The sequence below is a fragment of the Pseudomonas sp. PA-1-6B genome (assembly GCF_021609545.1).
Classification (GTDB): Bacteria; Pseudomonadota; Gammaproteobacteria; order Pseudomonadales; family Pseudomonadaceae; genus Aquipseudomonas; species Aquipseudomonas fluorescens_BV.
In genome coordinates this window covers 15,546-33,947 of sequence record NZ_WJZM01000065.1, presented here as the reverse complement: position 1 = coordinate 33,947, position 18,402 = coordinate 15,546, and the positions used below count along the sequence as shown (strand labels likewise).

Below are 18,402 nucleotides of genomic sequence, written 5' to 3'. Positions count from 1 at the left end.
TGAGGACCAGGGTGTGGCCGTCGGCGCGGTGTTCGAAGGTGTAGAGCAGGCCTTCTTCGGCGGCGAGGCGGGCGATGAAGTCGAGGTCGGTTTCGCCGGCCTGCACGCAGTATTCGCGGGGTTGGTGCTCGAAGCAGATTTCGCTGCGGATGTCGGTCAACTTATGCTCGGCCAGCATGCTGGTGATGATGTCGGGCACGGTCTGGGCCTGGAAGATGCGCCAGTTGGAGCGCAGGTTGAAACGCGCCAGGGTCGGCTCGACTACGGCGGTGTAGCGGGTGCGGCGAAAGCCGGTGTCGCCCTGTTGGAACAGGCTGACCAGGCCGTGGACGTAGCGCACCGGGGTGTCCTCGCGCCAGATGGTGAACACGGCGGCGAGGTCGAGCATGCGATAGAAGTCGATGGCCGGGTGATGACTGACCAGTTCCAGCTCAAGTTTGAAGGGTTGGGAGAGACCTTCTTCAAGGGCGAACGAGACCACTTCGAAGGGATCGCCCCGCAGCGGTTGGAAGGTATAACGCAGGTCGCTTTGACGGGGCATGGAACCTCCTTGTGGTGAGTGTGGGTCAGTTGATCAACCAACTGGCGTCGCCGTTTTCCAGCACGCCTTCGTGGTTGGTGGTGTCACCGACGCGGGCCACGGCTTTTCCGTTGACGGTCATCGAGGGCGAGCCGCTGGTGATCACGGCACCGCAACCCAGGGTGTCGCCGACAAGGGCGACGGCGCGTCCGTTGACGATGACGTTGCGCGTACCGCTGTTGATGGTGGTGGGGCCACACATCGGGCAATCATGGTCGTGACCGATCAGAACGACGGCGGGCATAAAGCCTCCTGATAAGTATTGAGTCAGTGAAGGCTCCGCCACTGCACCAAGAGCAGCGGCGGAGCAGGGGCCGCGCTTAACCCGCTGCAGCCGGTTTGCGCCAGTCGTCCGAGGCTTCGGTGCCGGCCACCACATGGCTCCAGCTGACCTTGCGGTACGACAGGCTGGTCTTGATCAACTGGGTATAGTTTTCGTTGTCGGCGTCCTGGGCGTGCGGCAGCACGGTGTGGATTTCGACGACGGTGGCGTCTTCGAGCTTGGTGGTGAAGAAGTGCTGCTGTTTGCCCTCAGAGCAGGTGCGGAACCACTTAACCTCGACGGTTGGCAGCATTTCGCCGGTGGCCAGAGCCTGGTAGAGCAGTGGCGAGGCTTTGTTCAGCGCGCTGGTGAAGGTCAGCGGTTTATGCATTCGCTGGCCGCTGGGTTGACCGCTTTGCGGGTCGGTGGGCGCGGCGATCTGGTGGTCGATTTCCTGGGCGAGGATTTCGTCTTCGTGGCCTTCTACATAAACGTTGCCCACCGAGTCAGCGGTGAAGGCGCCCTTGGTGATATGGCCCTGGTTTTTGCCGTGGATGCTGATGTACGCGGGTGTTGGCATGACAAGCTCCTTGTCGCGATCAAATGAACGACCCGTGGGGTCGCGGGTTATGGCCTTTACGGCCATGGCTTTGCAGGCGCTCGGTGTGAGCGCGCTGAAAATCGGTTACAGGTGAAGCACTCGCTCCAGCGACACCAGCACCTGTTGGGTGATGGCGTTCAGGCGGATTGAGTAGATCGTGTAGGCAACCGTCAGCACGACGGCGGCCATGGCCCAAGGCGTCCACAGTGGCCAGGCGCGTTTGATCCGGTAGTTGCGTGGCGCGACGTTTTTCAGCGGGTCGGTCAGGCGCTTGGGCGTCTCGCCGCGCAGGGGGCGCAACAGGCCGTGCAGTTGGTCGATGATCTTCTGTATTTCGTCATCGCCCTTGATATGGGCGCCGTATTTGCCCTTGAGGCCGGAGATCAGGCACTGGTACATGAACTCCAATACATGCTGGTACCGGGCGGCTTCGGGGATCATGTTGTTCATGACGGTGAAGAATTTTTCGCCGCCTTGGGTTTCCCCGTGGAACTGGCTGAGCAACGAGCGTGCGCTCCAGCTGGAGAGCCGGCCCCAGGTGGTGCGCATGACCACCTCGTCAATCAACAAGCACAGGCTGTAGGAGTAGGCCTTGAGCATGCCGGCGTCGTAGTCGAGCTGGCTGACTTCTTCCATGATGGTGGTGATCTGGTTGCTGACGCTCAGGTACAGCGCAGGTACGTCATCGTGGTGGTCCAGACGGCGCAGGCGGATGACCAGGCCGATCAGCGGCGTGGCGGCATCGCACAGCGGGTTCCAGGCCACGCCGCGCAAGTCGTATTCAGGGTCGGCGAGTAGCACCGGCCGCTTTGGCTTGGCTGGCTCCTCAACAGGGTCCGGTTTTTTGCTGCCGGTTGCCTGTTGCAAATAACCCAAGAGCTGATGGTTGTCCGCAGGTGGCGGGGTTTCGGTGGGCGTTGCTTCACTCATCTGTCTCACTCCTGATCGCCCAGAACTGCAACTCCAGTTCCGGGAACTCACCGGCAATATGGAAACCGAACCCGCTGCCGCTGCCGCTGCTCAGGCTTTGCCAGGCCGGGTGATGGCGGTCGAGTTCGAAGTAGCTGAAGCCGGCATGGAACGGCAGGTGGCGCGGCGCCACCGGCAGCGGCCGCAATGGGATGCCCGGCAGTTGCAGGCTGACCAGTTGCTCCAGCCCTTCGGTGGAGGTGATCTTGATCTGCCGGGGCAGTTGCTGACGCAGGGTCTCGGCGGGCAGTTCGGCGCGCACGGCGAGGATGAATTCGGCGTTCTCCAGCAGGCGCTTGTCGTTCAACGCGGCGCTGCGCACGCCGTACTGCTGATCGACGATCGGCAACGACACCGCGCGCGGTTGCAGCACGGTGCCCAGGGCGCGGCGCAGGGTGTGCTCCAGCATCTGGAACGACTCGCGCAAATTGTCGTGCTGGTAGGCCGGGTATTCTTGGGGCAGATGACCTTCATCGGTAAAAGTCACTAGCTCGCCGCAGGCTTGGGCCAGTGCGATGTACAGCCGCTCCGGGTGAACCTGGCGTTGCCGGGCCAGGTGCTGGAACAACGGGAACAAGCGGTTGAGGGTTTGCAGTAGGTTGAAGTCGGTGACGTCAGCCACCCCCGACTGCCCCGGTGAGCCGATCCGCTGGGCCAGATTCTTGGCCCGCTCACGCATCAGCCCGGCAACTTCCCCCAGGTAGCGGTGCAACGCCGGCACCGCTTGCAGGGACAGGCTGGTGGGGTAGAAATGCTCGTCCATCACCAGGCTGCCGTCCGGACGTTTGTCTTTGATCTTGCCCAGGGCGATGCCGGTAAAGGCACTGCGGTCGCTGCGTTCGAGCATCAGTTGCAGGTTGGGCACGGCCAGGTCCATGCCGACCTGATCGCCGTCATCGCTGTGGGTGTCACGGATTTCCTCGCGGCGGGCGATGTAGCGGCTGTTGCCGTACTGGTCGGGCCAGCGCACTTCGAGGGCTCCGTTGGAGCGCAGCGGCAGGGCCAGATAGACGATCTGGCCGACCGCGCTGCTGTCAGCGATCTCCAGCGGGGAGGGCGGTGCCAGGTCGTGGGGAATGTCGAAGACGCTGCCGTCGGGCATGATCCCGCGTGCCCGGGTAATGGCGATTTTGCCGAAGCTCAGGTATTCGTCGTTCAACGCCAGCTCGCTGAAGCCATAGAGCGCGTCGTTGAGGCTGTGCAGGCGCTGGTGCACGGCGGCTTCGGCGGCGCGGGCCTGTTGCTGGAAGTGCTGGGGTTTGACGAACAAACCTTCATGCCAGATGACGGGGTTGCGTGAGCTCATCGGTGGTTACTCGGAGTAAAAGCGGCTGAAGAGGGTGTCATCGGGTTTCTCCCTTGAGGCTGACCTGAGCGGCATCCAACTGCACCAGCACCGCGTATTGGCGGCCCTTGGGCTCGACGCGCAGGCGCTGTTTCCACTGGCCGACATCAGAGCTGTGGTAGTTGGCGATCACCGCGATAAAGCGGGTGTCTTCATCCAGGGCGCGCAGGTCGATGAACTTGAATTGGCCGGGCTGGAGCAGGTAGTCGTCGGCGCGGATGTAGGTGCTACCCAAGGTTTTTTTCAGGTCGTCGGCGATGGCTTGTGGGGTGGCGTTGGCCAGCAGCGAGTCATCGGTGAGCTGCAGCACCTTGAAGGCAATCGGCGTGGCGACATGCGCCAGCGCCGGGTTGCCCCACGGGGTGGTCAGGCTGACGCCCTGGGCGTCGTAGTCACCTAGCAGCGCGTCTTCGATGGGCGACATCGGCACCACCTGCACTGGCTCCGGGCTAAGTGGCGACTGCGCCGGTACGCTTTCATAAAGGTGACTGAGCAGGGTCTGCACTATGTCCGTCAGGGCCTGCGGGCTGGCGGCTTGCACGTTGAGGGTGTAGGGCGAACGGCTCGCGTCTTCATCCAGTGCCGTGCCGGTGCTGATCAGGCGCGGATTGACGTTGTCGCTGGCGTACAGGCTCAGGGAGTAGCGGCTGGGCTGGTCGTCGGGGCCGCCGACCGGGATCGATGGGGTCCAGATCACCTGACCGATCTTGCCGAGCATGGTACAGCCGCCGAGGGTCAGGCAGGCCAGCAACAGGGTGCCTAGACGCAGGTTGCTTAACAGGCTGACGCTGCGCTTGTGTACCGGCGCGCCAATATCCGCCAGCGCTTCGGACGGCGGCGCCTTATGCATCGCTAGCAGCGGATCGCCTTGCTCCATCAAATCCACCGGTTGGCAAAGGCGCTCGAACTCCGGGCAAGTGGCAGGTCGCCTATCCGTCGGTGGCCGACTCGGCAGGTCTTGCTGGTGCCACACGTGCATACCCTCGGGATGCTCGCCGAGCAGCTCATCGAGCGAATGCTGCCCTGGGGCGTGCTCGCCCAACTGCACCGCGACCTGGTACGCACCAATCTGCAACCGATCACCGTCGTTGAGGCTTATCGCAACATGGCGCTCGAGCGGCAGATCGTGACCGTTGACGTAGGTTCTACCGCTGCGGTCGATCACGCAGAACCGCCCCTCGATGACGCGGATGTCGCAGTGGTTGGCGCGTACGCTGTTATGGCGATCCTCCAGGCGCCAGTCCGCCGCGGCACTGCCGATGCTGCCGCCCTGAGGGCCAAACCGGTGAAGGGGCAAATACCCGTGCAGCAACTGCGCAGGATTGTTGATAACCAGGGTCAGCTTCATGCACGCCCCCGAATCCGCACCACGGCGGGATGACGGTGTTCTTGATGTTCGATAAAGCTGGTCCAGCCCAGGTGGGTGCCGCTGGCGCGTTGCAGGTTGAACGGCGGTACATCTTCTTCGCGCAGCCCCAGCTCCAGGTCGTAGGCGGTGGTATCGCGCAGCAGAAAATCCATCAACTGGCGCAGCCGCCCGAACTGATCGCCGCTGGGCAAAAACTGCCGAAAGCGCGCCTGGGTCAGGTTGGGAATGACGAGGGTGAACTTGCTGGCGCGGGTTTTACTGCGGTCGCCCACCACGAAATCGCTTCCGAGAACACCATTGGCTTTGCCAAGTAACAGGCGCTGGCGTTGGTCCAAACTCACCGAGCGCGCCTCGAATTCACGGATATGCACGCCGTACAGGTCGAAACAATGTTCGACGATGCCGGACACCACCGAGGGCGACCGGCTGCGGCTGGCAATCAACCCGGCAAAGCTCAGCAGGCGGCCCCAGGGTAGCGGCGTCGCACCGCGCAGGTCGTTGTCGTTCAGCCCGACCATGGAGAATACGTAGCGCGAAAAGCGGTCGCTGGCCTCGGCCTGAAAGCGAATGTAGTAGCGGTACTTGCGCCAGCTGGTGTGCAGCAGGGTCAGCAGGCGATGATTGAAAAAGTCCATGAACGCCGGACGAATTCCGCGCTCCTGGGCCTGCTCGTAGGCCAGGCGATCCAGGTAGTAACCGGGCAGTGGCGAGTCGGTACCGTGCAGGCCAAAGAAGCTGGTCTGCAGGCGATAGCGCACCTCTTCGCGGTCCTCCTCAATGCGTGCCGCCTCGACCACGTCGGAGGCCGGAAAGCCCAACCCCGCATGGCTTTGCAGGCGCACACGGCGTCTCGCCGCCGCACTCAAGGGCTGCGCCTCCAGGTCATCGCCGTGCAACGCGTGAAGATGCTCCAGCAGACGGTGAAACGAATAGTTCCGCGCGTCGGCCAGCAGCACATCGGCTAGATCACGGGTTGTCTGCCGGTCAACAGTGGCCATTCATAGCACTCGTTGTTGGTGGTATTGATCACTTCCAGGCGGTGGAAGGAATTGATGCTCGCGTAGAGAGCGAAGAAGTGCGAAAGCACACTGGCGAACAGGTACAGCTCGCCTTCGCAGAGAAAGGCGCTCTGGTCCAGTTGCAGACGGGTCTGCACGCCACGTACCGGCTGGCCCTTCATCAGCCAGTCGATGGGGGTGGTCACGGCATTCTGGATACCGTTGAGGCGCTTGCGGGTGGCACGGGCCTGTTGCAGGTCGTGCAGGGCAGCGAAGTCATAGGCGCGGATCACTGCCTTGAGTGGCTCGGCCGACAGCAACGACAGGTAGTTCAGTGACAGGTTGGAAATCAGCGTCCAGTGCAGGCTGCTGTCCAGCACCGGCCGGTAGCTTCGAGTCGGCGCGATCAGGTTGGTGTAGGTGGCAAACGACGGGGTGGCCTCGGTGGACCGCGACACATCACCCACGCCCAGCAACTGCGGCAGGTCGCGGTTGGTGCAGGTCAATTCGATCGAAGCTGCCTCGTTTTCGCCGATATACAGGCTTTCATCGCCGCGCACAAAGGCGATGCGATGACGCAAGCCTTCACGCCCGTGGGACTCCTCGATATGCGTGCGGAAATACAGCGCCGTGCGGCCCCGGGCATGTTCGATCTCATGCTGGAACGATTCGAACGGGGTGAAGCGCCGCAATGGATCGCCGGTGCGCTCCTTGTCAACGGCATCCCAACCGGCCACGTGATCGACACTGAAAATTTCGTAGGCATCGTGACGGTTGCCCGTGGGGCTGATACGACGTTCCTGGCTGCGTCCATCCAGCATGATGGGTTCGGCATCGTGGCGGAACAGATTGACCGCCGGCGCGCAGAACAGGTGAAGGTCTGATGTACGCAAATGCGTATTGACCGGCATCGGCCGGGAGAACTGAAACTCGAAGCGAATCTGTCCCGTGCTGACGGCCGGCCAGACCTTGGCTAGTCGGGTCAGGCTGAAAAAGTGGAACCGCTGCGGGAACACAAAGTATTCCTGCAGGATCCGGTAGCCATCGAACACATTGCGCGGGTAGGGCAGCAATGCCTCTTCGGGAGTGAAGCCTGGAAAGCCCAGCTCGTCGGGGTTCAGGCGATAAGGCGTGTTGTTGACGTACAACGTGACGCTTTTGAGGTAATGGGCCAGCCACAGATACAACGTCAGTGCGGTGGTAGTGTCGCCGCCCAGGTGAAAGTCCAACTGGTCGCACTCAAGGCTGTCGAGCGGTTGCTGGGTCAACACATTGAGGTCGATGCGCAGTGTCGAGGCTTCGCGGCTGTGGGCATCGTTGACTTCGTGCAACGCTAACGGGTACAGGTTGACGTCGGTGCAGGTACGAAACTCGCAGGAGACGCCGTCCACGGGATTGGCAAACAGCCGCGTCCCTTTGGGAATCACCTTGCGCTGGCTGATCGCATCCGGCAACGGTGTAAAACGGATGATGGTCGCACTGGGCAAGGGCCGCAGGTAGTTGGGCCAAAGCATCTGCAACAGCGGATGAGTCAGCTCCGGCAAATCGTCGTCGATCTTCATGCCCAGCTTGGCGGTGAGAAAGGCAAAGCCCTCCAGCAGCCGCTCCACGTCCGGGTCGCCGGCCTGATCACCGAGAAATTGCGCCAGCTGCGGGTTGTCCTCGGCAAACTCGCGGCCGAGTTCGCGCAGGTAGCGCAGCTCCTCGGCAAAGCGTTGTTTCAAGTCCATTGCATTCTCATCTCACGCGGGTGTAGCCGTCGCGGCCGTGCATGGCCACCTCGATCTGCACCTGTTCTTCCTTGTGGTTGACCTGCACCTGGCAATCCAGGCGAAAGTTCAGCTCCAGCGGCAGGTCCGGGTCGGGCTGAAAGCGCACGCCCGTGACCTTGATGCGCGGTTCAAAGGCTTCCACCGAACGCCGGATATCGGTGCTGATGGCCACCACCAGGTCACTGCTGGCCTGGGTGACGCCGTTGAAATCGCGCAGACCCAGTTCAGGGCTGCTTTGCGAGCAGCCCTGGCGTGAGTTGAGCACCTGTTCCAGGTGGCGTTTGATCGCCTCGACGCGCTGGCGCGCCTGTTCATCCGCGCTGCCGGGGCGGTAGCGTGGTGCGTCGGGCTCCAGGCGTTCAAACAGGCTGGCGCCCACTTATTGAGTATCCAGCCGACCGACCAGGGATATCTCGAAGTTGGCGCCCATGTACTTGAAGTGCGGCCGCACAGCCAGCGACACCTGGTACCAGCCTGGATTGCCTTCCACGTCCTGCACCACGACTTTTGCGGCGCGCAAGGGGCGACGGCTGCGCACGTCGGACGAAGGGTTTTCCTGGTCGGCGATGTACTGCTTGAGCCAGTCGTTCAGCTCGCGCTCCAGGTCCTGGCGTTCCTTCCAACTGCCGATCTGTTCGCGTTGCAACACCTTGATGTAGTGGGCCAGGCGATTGACGATAAACAGGTACGGCAACTGGGTGCCGAGCTTGTAGTTGGTCTGGGCTTCCTGGCCTTCGCGGGTCTTGGGGAAGTTCTTCGGTTTCTGTACCGAGTTGGCAGAGAAAAACGCCGCGTTGTCGCTGTCCTTGCGCATGGTCAGCGGGATAAAACCGGCTTCGGCCAGCTCGAACTCCTTGCGGTCGGAGATCAGCACTTCGGTCGGGATCTTGGCCTGCAATTGGCCCAGGGATTCATACAGGTGCACCGGCAGGTCATCCACCGCGCCGCCAGATTGCGGGCCGATGATGTTCGGGCACCAGCGGTAGCGGGCGAAGCTGTCGGTGATGCGCGAAGCCATCAGAAATGCGGTGTTGCCCCACAGGTAATTGTCGTGATTGCCGTCGACGGTTTCGTCGTAGCCGAAGCTGCGCGTTGAATTGTCGTCGGTGCTATAGGGCGGACGCAGCAAGAAACGCGGCAGGGTCAGGGCCAGGTGGCGGGCGTCTTCGGATTCGCGCAGGCTGCGCCATTTGGTGTGGCGTGGGCCTTCGAAAATATCGCTGACTTCCTTGAGGTCGGGCAGGCCCTGGAAACCTTCGAGGTTGAACAGTTCAGGCCCGGCCGCCGACACAAACGGGGCATGGGACATGGCGCCGATGGAGGCTACATAGCTGAGCAACTTGATGTCCGGCGAGCTGGGGCCAAAGGTGTAGTTGCCGACAATGGCGCCCACCGGCTCGCCGCCAAACTGGCCATAGCCGGCGGTGTAGACGTGCTTGTACAAGCCGCTGCGGGTGATGTCGCCGGCGTTGTCGAAGTCGTCCAGCAGCTCCTCCTTGGTGACGTGCAGCATTTCCAGCTTGATGTTTTCGCGAAAGTCCGTGCGATCCACCAGCAGCTTCAGCCCACGCCAGGCCGATTCCAGTTGCTGGAACTGCGGCTGATGCAGGATCACGTCCATCTGCTTACTCAAGGCGCGGTCGATTTCAGCAATCATCTGGTCAACCCGGTGCTTGTTGACCGGTTGCTGGTGATCGCCGCTTTGCAGGATTTCGCTGATGAACGCGGCCACGCCTTGGCGGGCCACGGCATAGCCTTCCTGGGACGGGCGAATGGTGGTGTTGGCTAGCAGTTGGTCGAGCAACGACAGGGGGTCTTCAGCCACCAATACTTGGGCGGCGGCGCTTTCCATAGGCATGGGGAGTACTCCGTTGAGAAGGGCGTTCAAGTTCAGTTGTTGGGCGCGTCGAGCACCAGGTTCAGTTCACTGGCCAGGCGTTGACGGGCGGTTTCATCAGTCAGCAGGGTTTGCAGGTGTTTACGAAAGGCCGGGACATTGCCCATCGGGCCTTTGAGCGCAACTAAGGCTTCGCGCAGTTCCAGCAACTTGTTCAACTCCGGTACTTGGCGGGCGACTGCGTCGGGGCCGAAGTCATTGATGTTTTTGAATTGAAGTTGCACGTTCAAGTCGGTGTCTTGGTCGTTGTTCAGAACAGACGGCACCGCCATGTTCAGAGCAACTTCGGCTTTGGTGAGTACTTCATTGAAGGTGTCTTTATCTATTCGAACGGATTGCCGGTCTTCAAGGGCGGTTAGTTCACCGTGGCCTTTGAAGTCGCCGGTAACCAACAGCTTCAGGGGAAGCTCTACTTCTGCTTGTTGATCGCCTGTGGCTGGGACGTACTTGATGTTGACGCGTTCTTTGGGGGCGACAGAACCATGAGTTTTCGACATGGGAAAAATCCTTTTCGTAAGGTCGGCGTATTAGAACCAGCTGTTGCAAGGTTTGTCTTGTAGGACGAAATGGACGCGATTCGTGGGCTGTGGATGTAGGAAAAAGCATCGCGATAAGAATTTCTAAATTTCCTACGCTCGCTATGGAATTATCTGAAAGATGCCTCTTTTTATTCTCGATTTGGCAGTGTGTTGCGCGTCTTTTACTTGCCTATCCATTGAGGGCGGGTGACGCTTTGCAAGTTAATAAATTTAACTTTTGGTCTACGTCACGTTAGTTCGAAAGTTGAAAAATATCCGGTTTGGATTCGACGGGGCATATTCAGGAGGCGTTGATGCGCAACGGATGGCGAGGATGGAAATGGGCGCTCTGCCTGACGGTTGTGGCAGTAATGGAGGCGCAGGCAGCGACCCAGGATTGCCCTGCCATCGTCTCGCCCTTGAAGCGCCTGGAATGCTTTGATCTGGCGGCCGGCACGCCCATTCATCAGCCACTTGCACCGCCACGTGCCCTGGGCCGGGTGCTGCCGATTGTCGATCTGGTCCAGCGCAATGAGGCCAAGCGTCCACCCGAGGATCAGCGCTTTCTGTTGTCGTCATTCCCGGAGCCGGACAACGACCAGCAACAGCGGCTGGTGATCTCAGCCCCAGCATTGGGCGCGCTACCGCCTCGGCCTTACCTGGCCATCAGTTGCGAATCGAAAATCTCGCGCCTGCAATTGGTGCTGGATGAACCGGCCAAGCCCAACAAGATTCGCATCCAACTGTTCAAGGATGAGCGCCCGGTCTCCGGGGCTTATCAGTGGCAGGTGCTGGACGACGCGGGTCTGGTGGTGGATGCCGGGCGCGGGCTGCAGGCGATTGCCTTGTTGCGCAATATGGGTGGCGGCCAGCGTCTACGACTGGAGAGCGACTATCCGCGGCTGCACGGCCTGGTCTTCGACGCCGAAGGGCTGGGTGAGCTGATCGAACAGGAGCGCCAAGTATGTCGCTGGTAATCGACGTGCCGGCGGACACCGTCAAGCTGCTGCTGACCCCCATCGACCCGGAGCAACCTGCCGGGCATTTCGATATAGAGGACGAAACCTACCAGGCCATCGACCAGGAGATGGTCAAGCTTGGTGGCTTGCGTGAAGGCGATATCGACTGGCCGTATATCGACGAAGCGTCCCGCCAATACCTGGCGACCCAGTGCAAACACTGGCGCGTTGTCGCGCACCTGCAGGTGGTGTGGCTGCGCACCCGGCAGTGGGCGCGCTGGGCCGATGCCCTGGGTTTGTTGGCCGGCATGGTCGAGTTGTATTGGGACAGCGCTCACCCCAAGCCCGGCCCCACCGGTTACCTGAACAAGCGCAAGCAAGTGCAGCGCCTGCTGAGCGACCTGGGGCAGGTGTTGCCGACCCTGCAGCGCAGCAGTTTTGAACCGGCCTACCAAGCCGCGGCGGAACTGGCCCTGGCCAACCTGCAACGCTGTGTCGAAAGCGCCAAGCTCGACCTGGCCCCTTTGGACGCGTTGCAACGCCAGTTGGACAAATACAGCGAGCCGGTCGTTGCCACTGAGCCCGCCCGTGCGGCCACCTCCGGCAGTGTGCTGGAGTCAGCCTTTTTCACCCGCCCCAAACCGCAAGCGCCGAGTAATGAGCGCGAACAACGCCGCGCCGTGTTGAGCATGGCCGAGCAGATCAATCAACAAGACCCCTACGACCCCACCGGCTACCAACTGCGCCGCTTCGGCCTGTGGTCGCATTTGCGTACTGCGCCGCCCATCACCCGCGACCGTCGCACCGAATTGACCGCCGTGCCCAAGGACATCGTCGACGGCTATCAGGACGCGCTGAACCACAACGCCATTGAGCCGAACCTGCTGCTGCGCATCGAAAAAAGTGTCTGCGCCTCGCCGTACTGGCTGCGCGGCAGTTACCTGGCCGCCGAGGTAGCCTCGCGGCTGGCGATGGAAGAAGTGGCGGCCGCCATTCGCCAGACCTGCGAGCGGTTTGTCTGCCGTTTGCCGGCCTTGCTGGAGTTGTGCTTCAGCGACGGCACACCGTTCGTGGATGCGCAGACCCAGGCCTGGATCACCGGCGCCGATCAGGCGCAAACCACCGGCAGTCCGGTGCAGGAATACGCCGGGCTGCGCGACGAACTGGCCAGCCAGCTCAACACCGAAGGCGTGGAAGTGGTGCTGCTGCGCCTGCAGGAACTGCACGCCACCCAAGACGCCCCGCGCCAGCGCAGCTACGCCACGGTGATTGCCGCCGACTTGCTGGGGTCGCGTGGTTTGTCGTGGCTGGCGGATGACCTCTACGCCAACGTTGCACGGTTGATGCGCGAGACCACGGCGCAGGGGTGGGAGCCGGAGTTGTACCGGAAAGTGGCGCAACCCATCGACGACAGTCATTTGATCAAAGCGGTTAAGGAGTAGGAGCGATTTATGGGGATGGTCTGGGGTTACCTCAAACGCTGGGGCCTGCCGGTGCTGCGTCAGTTCAATCAGGCGGTGCCGGTATTGGTGCTGCTGGGCGTGGTGTTTTTATTGATTGCCATCTGGTGGCTGGGCCCGCAGTGGACCTGGCGCGAGCGTCAGCCGCTGGGTGAACTGGCGATGCGCGTCTCGGCCAGTGTCGTGGTGCTGGTGGTGCCGTTGCTGATCTGGGCATGGCGGGTGCGTAATCGCTACCAGCGGCTGCAGCTTGAGCGCCAACATGAGGTCGCGGTGCAGGCCGACCCTTGCCTGCCTTATATCGAGGCGCAGGAACGGGCACTGGATCGGAGCCTGGGCAATTTGCTCAACAACATGGAGCGCCGCCGCTCGCTGTATCAGCTGCCGTGGTACCTGGTGCTGGGTGAGGAAAATGCTGGCAAGACCAGCCTGATCACCCGCTCCAATCAGAGCTTTGCCTTGTCCCATGTGACCAAGGCTGGGGTCCGGGCCCATCAGGAAGAGCAACTGGCCTATCCGGTGGATTGGTGGATCGGTGACGAGGCGGTGTTGATTGACCCACCGGGTGAATTTCTCAGCCACCCGACTTCACCGGCTGAACACGTCGAGCAGCAGGGCAAGGTCAAACCGGTGCTGCCTACGGGCACCCACGCGCGCCTTTGGTCGCATCTGCTTGACTGGCTAACGCGCAACCGCAGCCGTCGAGCATTGAACGGCGTGGTGCTGGTGATTGATGTGCAGGCCTTGCTGGCGCAACGTCCCGAACAACGCAAGGCCCACGCCAACCTGCTGCGCACCCGGCTGTTTGAGCTGACGCGGCAGTTGGGCACGCGCTTGCCGGTGTACGTGACGCTGAGCAAGTTTGATTTGCTGGAAGGCTTCGAAGAATTCTTTGCCCGGTTGTCGCGCAGCGGCCGCGAAGACCTGCTGGGTTTCACCTTCAGCCTGGACGCGGTGGATGATTTTGATGCCTGGCTGGCGGAACTGACGCGCCAATACCAAACTTTTGTCGCCTGCCTGACCGAGCAGGTGTTCAACAGCACCAGGGCGTCGCGCACGTTGGATGAGCGTGATCGCCTGCAGGCGCTGATGCATCAGATGGCGGGCTTGCGTCCGGCCCTGTTTGGCTTCCTCAGCGAAATGCTCGGCAGCGATCGTTTCACCACCCCGGCGCTGGTGCGCGGGCTGTATTTTTCCTCGGTGCTGCAGCAGGGCACCCTGAGCAACGCTTTCGTCAAAGAAGCGGGGCAAGCCTATCAACTGCCGCCACCGCCACCCGAAGTCAAACCAGCCGGTGGCACGGCCATCTACTTTGCCCAGCAACTGTTCCAGCGCGTGATCTACCCCGAAGCAGGCTTGGCGGGAGACAACATCAAGGTGGCCCGCAGCAAGCGGCGGTTGCTGATCGCCGGATTCAGCGTCGCGTCCCTGGGCTGTCTGGTGGTCATCGGCACCTGGCAGTTTTACTTCAATATCAACCGCGACAAGGCGGCCAACGTATTGGCCAAGAGCCAGGAGTTCAGCGAGCGGGACATCGACGCCAAGGTCGACCCTACCGGGCGCAACCTGTTGCTGCCCCTGGACCAGATCCGTGATGCGGTGCTGGTCTATGGCGACTACCGCCAAGCCTGGCCGTTGCTGTCGGACATGGGGCTGTATCAGGGCAGGGCGATTGGCCCCACCGTGGACGAAGCCTACCTGAATCTGCTGTCCAAGCGCTTTCTGCCGGCGATTGCCAGCGGTGTGCTCGACGCCATCAACGCGGCGCCCGCCGGCAGCAATCAGCAACTGGCGGCCTTGCGCGTGTACCGCATGCTGGAAGAGCGGCCCAACCGCCGTGCGGCCATCGTCGAAGAATGGGTCGCCAAGCAATGGCAGCGTGCCTATCCGGGCCAGGGCCAGTTGCAGGCCGATCTGATGGGGCACCTGGGCTACGCGCTGAAATACGCCGACGCCGACCTGCCGCACTACCGTGAACGCATTGCCCAGGTGCAGCAGCAACTGCGCCAGTTGCCCATGGCCGAACGGGTCTACATGAGCCTGAAACAGGATGCCCTGGAGCGTTTGCACCGTCCGCTGGACCTGCGCAATGAGGTCGGCCCGGCATTCGATATCGTCTACCGCCCGCTGAACACCGATCAAGCGGGCAGCGGCCTGCAATTGCCGCCGCTGCTCACCGCCAAGGGTTTCAAGGACTACTTCGAGCCCGGCACCGAGGGCATCATCGAACTGGCAATGATCGACCAGTGGGTGCTCGGCGAACGGCAACGCCTGGACTACTCCGACGAAGACCGCAAAGTGCTGACCCAGCGTATCCGCGCCCTGTACAGCGCCGACTACGTGGACAGCTGGCGGCGCGCACTGAATCAGTTCACGGTCACCGACTTCGACGACCTCAGTCACGGCGTGGCCGTGCTGGAGCAAGTCACTGGCCCGGCCGCACCGCTACGACGGTTGCTGGAAACCCTGCGTGACAACAGCGTGATCTACCCGGCCGTGCCCTTGGCTGAAGGGCAAGCGCCGCTCAAGCTGGACAAGGTGCCAGAGGGGCAACAACAAGCAGCAGGGATTCGGCGTGCATTCTCCAGTCTTTCAGAGCTGATCACCGCACGAGGCGAGCAGCCGTCTTACTACGAAGAAACCCTGCGCTCGGTCAGTGCCGTCTACGACTATGCCAAAGCCGTGCACGACAATCCCGACCCCGGCAAGGCGGCGCTGAAAACCGTACTCAACCGCTTCTCCCTGGACGGCGCTGACCCGATCGCCAACCTGCAACGCGTCGCCGTGGGCCTGCCCGAGCCGCTGAACCAGCACGTCAAAAAGCTCGCCGACCAGACCTCCCAGGTACTGGTGATTGCCGCCCTGCGCGAGCTGGAGAAACGTTGGGACAGTGAAATCTACAGCTTCTACCGCGAGCGCCTGGCGGGCCGCTATCCGTTCAAGGCCAGTGGCGAGGATGCGTCGCTGGATGATTTTGAAGCCTTCTTTGGCCCACAAGGGCGCTTGCAGCAGTTCCACGACCAATACCTGAACGTGTTTCTCAAGGACAACCTCGATGCCCTGTACTCCGACAGCCTCGGCGGCTACCTGGTACGCAGCGACGTGCTGGAACAGCTGAAAAAAGTCGAGCGCATCCGCGACACCTTCTTCAATCACCGCGGCCATCTGGCCGTGCAACTCACCATCGAACCTCTGGCCCTTAGCGCCACCCGCCTGAGCAGCATGCTCAGCGTCGACGGCCAACTGATCCCCTACCAGCATGGCGCGCCGCAACGCACGGGGTTGGTGTGGCCCAACAGCCTGGGCAACACCAACGGCAGCCAACTGACTCTGGTGCATAGCACCGGCAACACCGCCAGCATGAGCTATCGCGGGCCGTGGTCGTTGTTCCGCCTGCTCAGTCGTGGGCACCTGAATGGAAGAACTGACACCAGCGTGGACCTGACTTTCTCAGTCGCCGATGGGCTAATGCGTTATCGAATCGGCGCGGAGAAGGCCAACAACCCGATCACCCAGCGTAGTTTTGAAGGGTTTGTGCTGCCGAGAACACTGCTTGAAGAGCGCCAGACGAAGAGAGACTTAAGCAAGGTTGGGAGTGTCGCCGCAACCGCTATCAGCGATGAGCATCCATAAGTCAGCGATGACTGGATACGAAATAAATACACGTGAACAGGACCGTTTTTACATGGCAATCAAGCTGCAACTGCTGACCGAAGATCCTAAAGAAATTGAGTTGATCGAGCGTTACTGGGCTGTCGATGAGTCAGGGCAGTACCTTGAAAAAGTGAGTGCTCTGACGGACGTTATTGAAATGGCACCAGGCGTTACACTCGCCAGCTTCATACGGCAACGTTGCAAGGCATTCGATGACAATCAGGTCTGCCCCAAGTGCGCAGAACTGATCGAAATCAAAAATCGCTCCGAGGCTAAAAAGGTCCCTCAACGGTCCACGAAGCTTTGTACGCTTTGTCAGAACGACCATGACGCCATTGCGCTTGAGGCTAAAAAGACCAAAGCCGAAGAGCTTGAACGGCAGTTGGCCGAATACGTACGCAAGCAGTCAACCCGCACGGTGGACTACTCAGCGGTGCCGGATAATCAGGTGGTGCTTCTGCTGGCGTTGGACAGGGCCGTTACCCCGAGGTTGACCAATGGCGGCTTCAGGCCGGGTGATTGTCGAGGGCTGGCGCCTCGGTATGTCGATGACTTCATGCTGCAATTGCGTGAGGCTGGGCTCGTCCTTGATGACCCCAGTAAAGCAAGCCCGGGAACCTACTATTGGGAGGGCGATGAGATTTGGGTGTTGAGGGACCAGGTTGTCTATCGTTTGGCGCCAGATGTCGCATCAAGGAGTGCGGACGAAGTCATTCGTAGTCTGTCGGATAGGGTTTACACCGATGCTGACGGGCTTTTCAATCTGTGGCTTGATTACGCAGTCGCTGATGTCATGCGCTATCTGGACGTTCAGTGCGAACTCTATAACCATGATCTGTCGGAACAAGAGCTGGCAGAAATTAAAAGTACTATGCGCGCAGCTTTGCATACCTACAGTGTTTCACAGCTGTGGTCGGTGGCCTGGAAGGTTGTCAGGGATGCCGCAAGTTTAGCTAACCGCGAGTACTACAATCGCCCCAAAGCGGCGGCGACCATTCCTGGAAAGATTCGGCGGAACTTGGAAAAGGTGCAGCGAGAGTCAATTGAACTCAAGACTTGGAGCCGCCCGGAACAACATCCTGCAGGCACACTGGGAATGGTGTTAGGCGAGATTTTGGGTGTTGATGAAGATACCCCTGGCCATAGGGTCTCGTCCCTTGTTACCTGGCTCACAGGGCAGGCGTGTTCACCCAGCGTCGAAGCAGCGCTTGATGAACCGATACGCGAACTGATGACCTTGGCGCTGTCCCATGATGTTGGCTCCTCAGTGATGCTGCGGTTTGCGGAGTTGATTCGCGCCGGCCATGACGTCGTTTTTGCTATCGAAGAAATTGGTGACGCGCTTCGATCGTAAAGAGGGCAGGGCGCTCCATACGCATGATGACTGCGAGAAAATTGGCCTTGGGAAACCGGCTGGCGTCTTCGTAGTGCCGTTGCGCACTGGCTTCCACACCGCCGATCTCTCCCCGTTCGCGCTGGGACAAGACCAGACGCAGATGTTTTTCGCGTAAACGTGCGCCGATTGTCATCCTCTGATCGTCCCGGTGTGCTGCTGCGTGATTCCTGCCTTCTGAGGGAAGCACTGAGCAGGCAATGATCGCGGGGCGCCAATGGCTTTTCCCTACAGCCTGATCCGGGGCGTACGCCTGGCCTTGGCAGGGCGGCCGTCGAACTCAGGCGGCGCTGCTTGCAGCACCTGCAACAAACAACGCGTCGCCTCGCGATCAGCCGCCGACAGCGTGCGGTAGTACCGCAACACCTGCACTTCATCACGGGTCAGGCGTAGGGTGCCCAGGGCAGGGTTGGCGGGGGGCTGGTTCATGATCGTCATCACAGTGGGCCTCCTGGGGTCATGAGTGGGCGTGGGTGACCGCGGGTTCGCGCTGGCCTCGGCCAATGGCGGCGGTATGGCTTCCTGAATACCGCATTTGGCCGCCCTGGCCTCGCACTTTTTCACCCCTAGCGACGTTTTCAGAAGCCGCTGTCGGCGACACCGCACAGCCCTCTCGGACCTGACT

Annotated in this window: 16 protein-coding genes; 4 read left to right on the top strand and 12 right to left on the bottom strand. The window is 61.1% G+C overall.

Annotation, left to right across the window (positions count from 1 at the left end; translation table 11 throughout):
- The 11 genes from GIV35_RS23530 to tssB all read right to left on the bottom strand — a co-directional run.
- Positions 1–541 (bottom strand): type VI secretion system Vgr family protein (locus GIV35_RS23530; protein ID WP_236304500.1); only part of this gene is annotated, 541 nt, incomplete at its 3' end.
- 25 nt (positions 542–566) lie between these two features.
- On the bottom strand, positions 567–824 hold the full coding sequence (locus GIV35_RS23525) for a PAAR domain-containing protein (protein WP_198715052.1): 258 nt from the start codon (positions 822–824) through the stop codon (positions 567–569).
- A 76-nt stretch (positions 825–900) separates the two neighbouring features.
- Positions 901–1,422: an Hcp family type VI secretion system effector gene (locus GIV35_RS23520; protein ID WP_198715053.1), complete on the bottom strand. Its 522-nt coding sequence runs from the start codon at positions 1,420–1,422 to the stop codon at positions 901–903.
- Between the two features lie 105 nt (positions 1,423–1,527).
- Positions 1,528–2,373, bottom strand: coding sequence for a type IVB secretion system protein IcmH/DotU (gene icmH, locus GIV35_RS23515; RefSeq protein ID WP_202691488.1), 846 nt, complete (start codon positions 2,371–2,373; stop codon positions 1,528–1,530).
- Positions 2,366–3,718, bottom strand: a complete 1,353-nt coding sequence (gene tssK, locus GIV35_RS23510) for a type VI secretion system baseplate subunit TssK (protein WP_236265391.1) — start codon at positions 3,716–3,718, stop codon at positions 2,366–2,368. Before tssK ends, icmH begins: the two co-directional genes overlap by 8 nt.
- A gap of 37 nt (positions 3,719–3,755) precedes the next feature.
- Positions 3,756–5,105, bottom strand: coding sequence for a type VI secretion system lipoprotein TssJ (gene tssJ, locus GIV35_RS23505; RefSeq protein ID WP_236265394.1), 1,350 nt, complete (start codon positions 5,103–5,105; stop codon positions 3,756–3,758).
- Positions 5,102–6,124, bottom strand: coding sequence for a type VI secretion system baseplate subunit TssG (tssG, locus tag GIV35_RS23500; protein WP_223024136.1), 1,023 nt, complete (start codon positions 6,122–6,124; stop codon positions 5,102–5,104). Before tssG ends, tssJ begins: the two co-directional genes overlap by 4 nt.
- Positions 6,088–7,854: a type VI secretion system baseplate subunit TssF gene (tssF, locus tag GIV35_RS23495; RefSeq protein ID WP_236265396.1), complete on the bottom strand. Its 1,767-nt coding sequence runs from the start codon at positions 7,852–7,854 to the stop codon at positions 6,088–6,090. Before tssF ends, tssG begins: the two co-directional genes overlap by 37 nt.
- 7 nt (positions 7,855–7,861) lie before the next feature.
- Complete coding sequence (gene tssE / locus GIV35_RS23490) at positions 7,862–8,275, bottom strand: type VI secretion system baseplate subunit TssE (RefSeq protein ID WP_213154304.1); 414 nt, start codon at positions 8,273–8,275, stop codon at positions 7,862–7,864.
- Entirely contained in the window at positions 8,276–9,748 is a 1,473-nt protein-coding gene (gene tssC / locus GIV35_RS23485) for a type VI secretion system contractile sheath large subunit (protein WP_236265399.1), read from the bottom strand.
- 38 nt (positions 9,749–9,786) lie between these two features.
- Entirely contained in the window at positions 9,787–10,290 is a 504-nt protein-coding gene (tssB, locus tag GIV35_RS23480; protein ID WP_223024134.1) for a type VI secretion system contractile sheath small subunit, read from the bottom strand.
- Between the two features lie 335 nt (positions 10,291–10,625).
- Here tssB and vasI point away from each other — a divergent pair, with 335 nt between their 5' ends.
- Genes vasI through GIV35_RS23460 form a run of 4 tightly spaced genes read left to right on the top strand, consistent with a single transcriptional unit; the run spans position 10,626 to position 17,738 of the window.
- Positions 10,626–11,288, top strand: coding sequence for a type VI secretion system-associated protein VasI (gene vasI / locus GIV35_RS23475; protein WP_236265398.1), 663 nt, complete (start codon positions 10,626–10,628; stop codon positions 11,286–11,288).
- Positions 11,276–12,712: a type VI secretion system protein TssA gene (gene tssA, locus GIV35_RS23470; RefSeq protein ID WP_223024133.1), complete on the top strand. Its 1,437-nt coding sequence runs from the start codon at positions 11,276–11,278 to the stop codon at positions 12,710–12,712. Before vasI ends, tssA begins: the two co-directional genes overlap by 13 nt.
- A gap of 9 nt (positions 12,713–12,721) precedes the next feature.
- Positions 12,722–16,363, top strand: a complete 3,642-nt coding sequence (gene tssM, locus GIV35_RS23465; RefSeq protein ID WP_236304580.1) for a type VI secretion system membrane subunit TssM — start codon at positions 12,722–12,724, stop codon at positions 16,361–16,363.
- A 52-nt stretch (positions 16,364–16,415) separates the two neighbouring features.
- On the top strand, positions 16,416–17,738 hold the full coding sequence (locus GIV35_RS23460; protein WP_223024131.1) for a hypothetical protein: 1,323 nt from the start codon (positions 16,416–16,418) through the stop codon (positions 17,736–17,738).
- 267 nt (positions 17,739–18,005) lie between these two features.
- On the opposite strand, the gene GIV35_RS23455 is transcribed toward GIV35_RS23460, so the two are convergent.
- The gene (locus GIV35_RS23455) at positions 18,006–18,215 is read right to left on the bottom strand and encodes a hypothetical protein (RefSeq protein WP_223024130.1); all 210 of its coding nucleotides are present in this window, start codon (positions 18,213–18,215) and stop codon (positions 18,006–18,008) included.
- Positions 18,216–18,402 lie beyond the last annotated feature (187 nt).

Excerpts from the sequence above, each read along its gene's own strand:
- tssM (WP_236304580.1), top strand. The coding sequence starts at position 12,722 with ATGGGGATGGTCTGGGGTTACCTCAAACGCTGGGGCCTGCCGGTGCTG.
- GIV35_RS23455 (WP_223024130.1), bottom strand. The coding sequence starts at position 18,215 with ATGACGATCATGAACCAGCCCCCCGCCAACCCTGCCCTGGGCACCCTA.
- tssF (WP_236265396.1), bottom strand. The coding sequence starts at position 7,854 with ATGGACTTGAAACAACGCTTTGCCGAGGAGCTGCGCTACCTGCGCGAA.
- GIV35_RS23525 (WP_198715052.1), bottom strand. The coding sequence starts at position 824 with ATGCCCGCCGTCGTTCTGATCGGTCACGACCATGATTGCCCGATGTGT.
- tssA (WP_223024133.1), top strand. The coding sequence starts at position 11,276 with ATGTCGCTGGTAATCGACGTGCCGGCGGACACCGTCAAGCTGCTGCTG.
- tssK (WP_236265391.1), bottom strand. The coding sequence starts at position 3,718 with ATGAGCTCACGCAACCCCGTCATCTGGCATGAAGGTTTGTTCGTCAAA.
- tssC (WP_236265399.1), bottom strand. The coding sequence starts at position 9,748 with ATGGAAAGCGCCGCCGCCCAAGTATTGGTGGCTGAAGACCCCCTGTCG.
- GIV35_RS23520 (WP_198715053.1), bottom strand. The coding sequence starts at position 1,422 with ATGCCAACACCCGCGTACATCAGCATCCACGGCAAAAACCAGGGCCAT.
- tssJ (WP_236265394.1), bottom strand. The coding sequence starts at position 5,105 with ATGAAGCTGACCCTGGTTATCAACAATCCTGCGCAGTTGCTGCACGGG.
- GIV35_RS23460 (WP_223024131.1), top strand. The coding sequence starts at position 16,416 with ATGGCAATCAAGCTGCAACTGCTGACCGAAGATCCTAAAGAAATTGAG.
- vasI (WP_236265398.1), top strand. The coding sequence starts at position 10,626 with ATGCGCAACGGATGGCGAGGATGGAAATGGGCGCTCTGCCTGACGGTT.
- tssB (WP_223024134.1), bottom strand. The coding sequence starts at position 10,290 with ATGTCGAAAACTCATGGTTCTGTCGCCCCCAAAGAACGCGTCAACATC.
- icmH (WP_202691488.1), bottom strand. The coding sequence starts at position 2,373 with ATGAGTGAAGCAACGCCCACCGAAACCCCGCCACCTGCGGACAACCAT.
- tssG (WP_223024136.1), bottom strand. The coding sequence starts at position 6,124 with ATGGCCACTGTTGACCGGCAGACAACCCGTGATCTAGCCGATGTGCTG.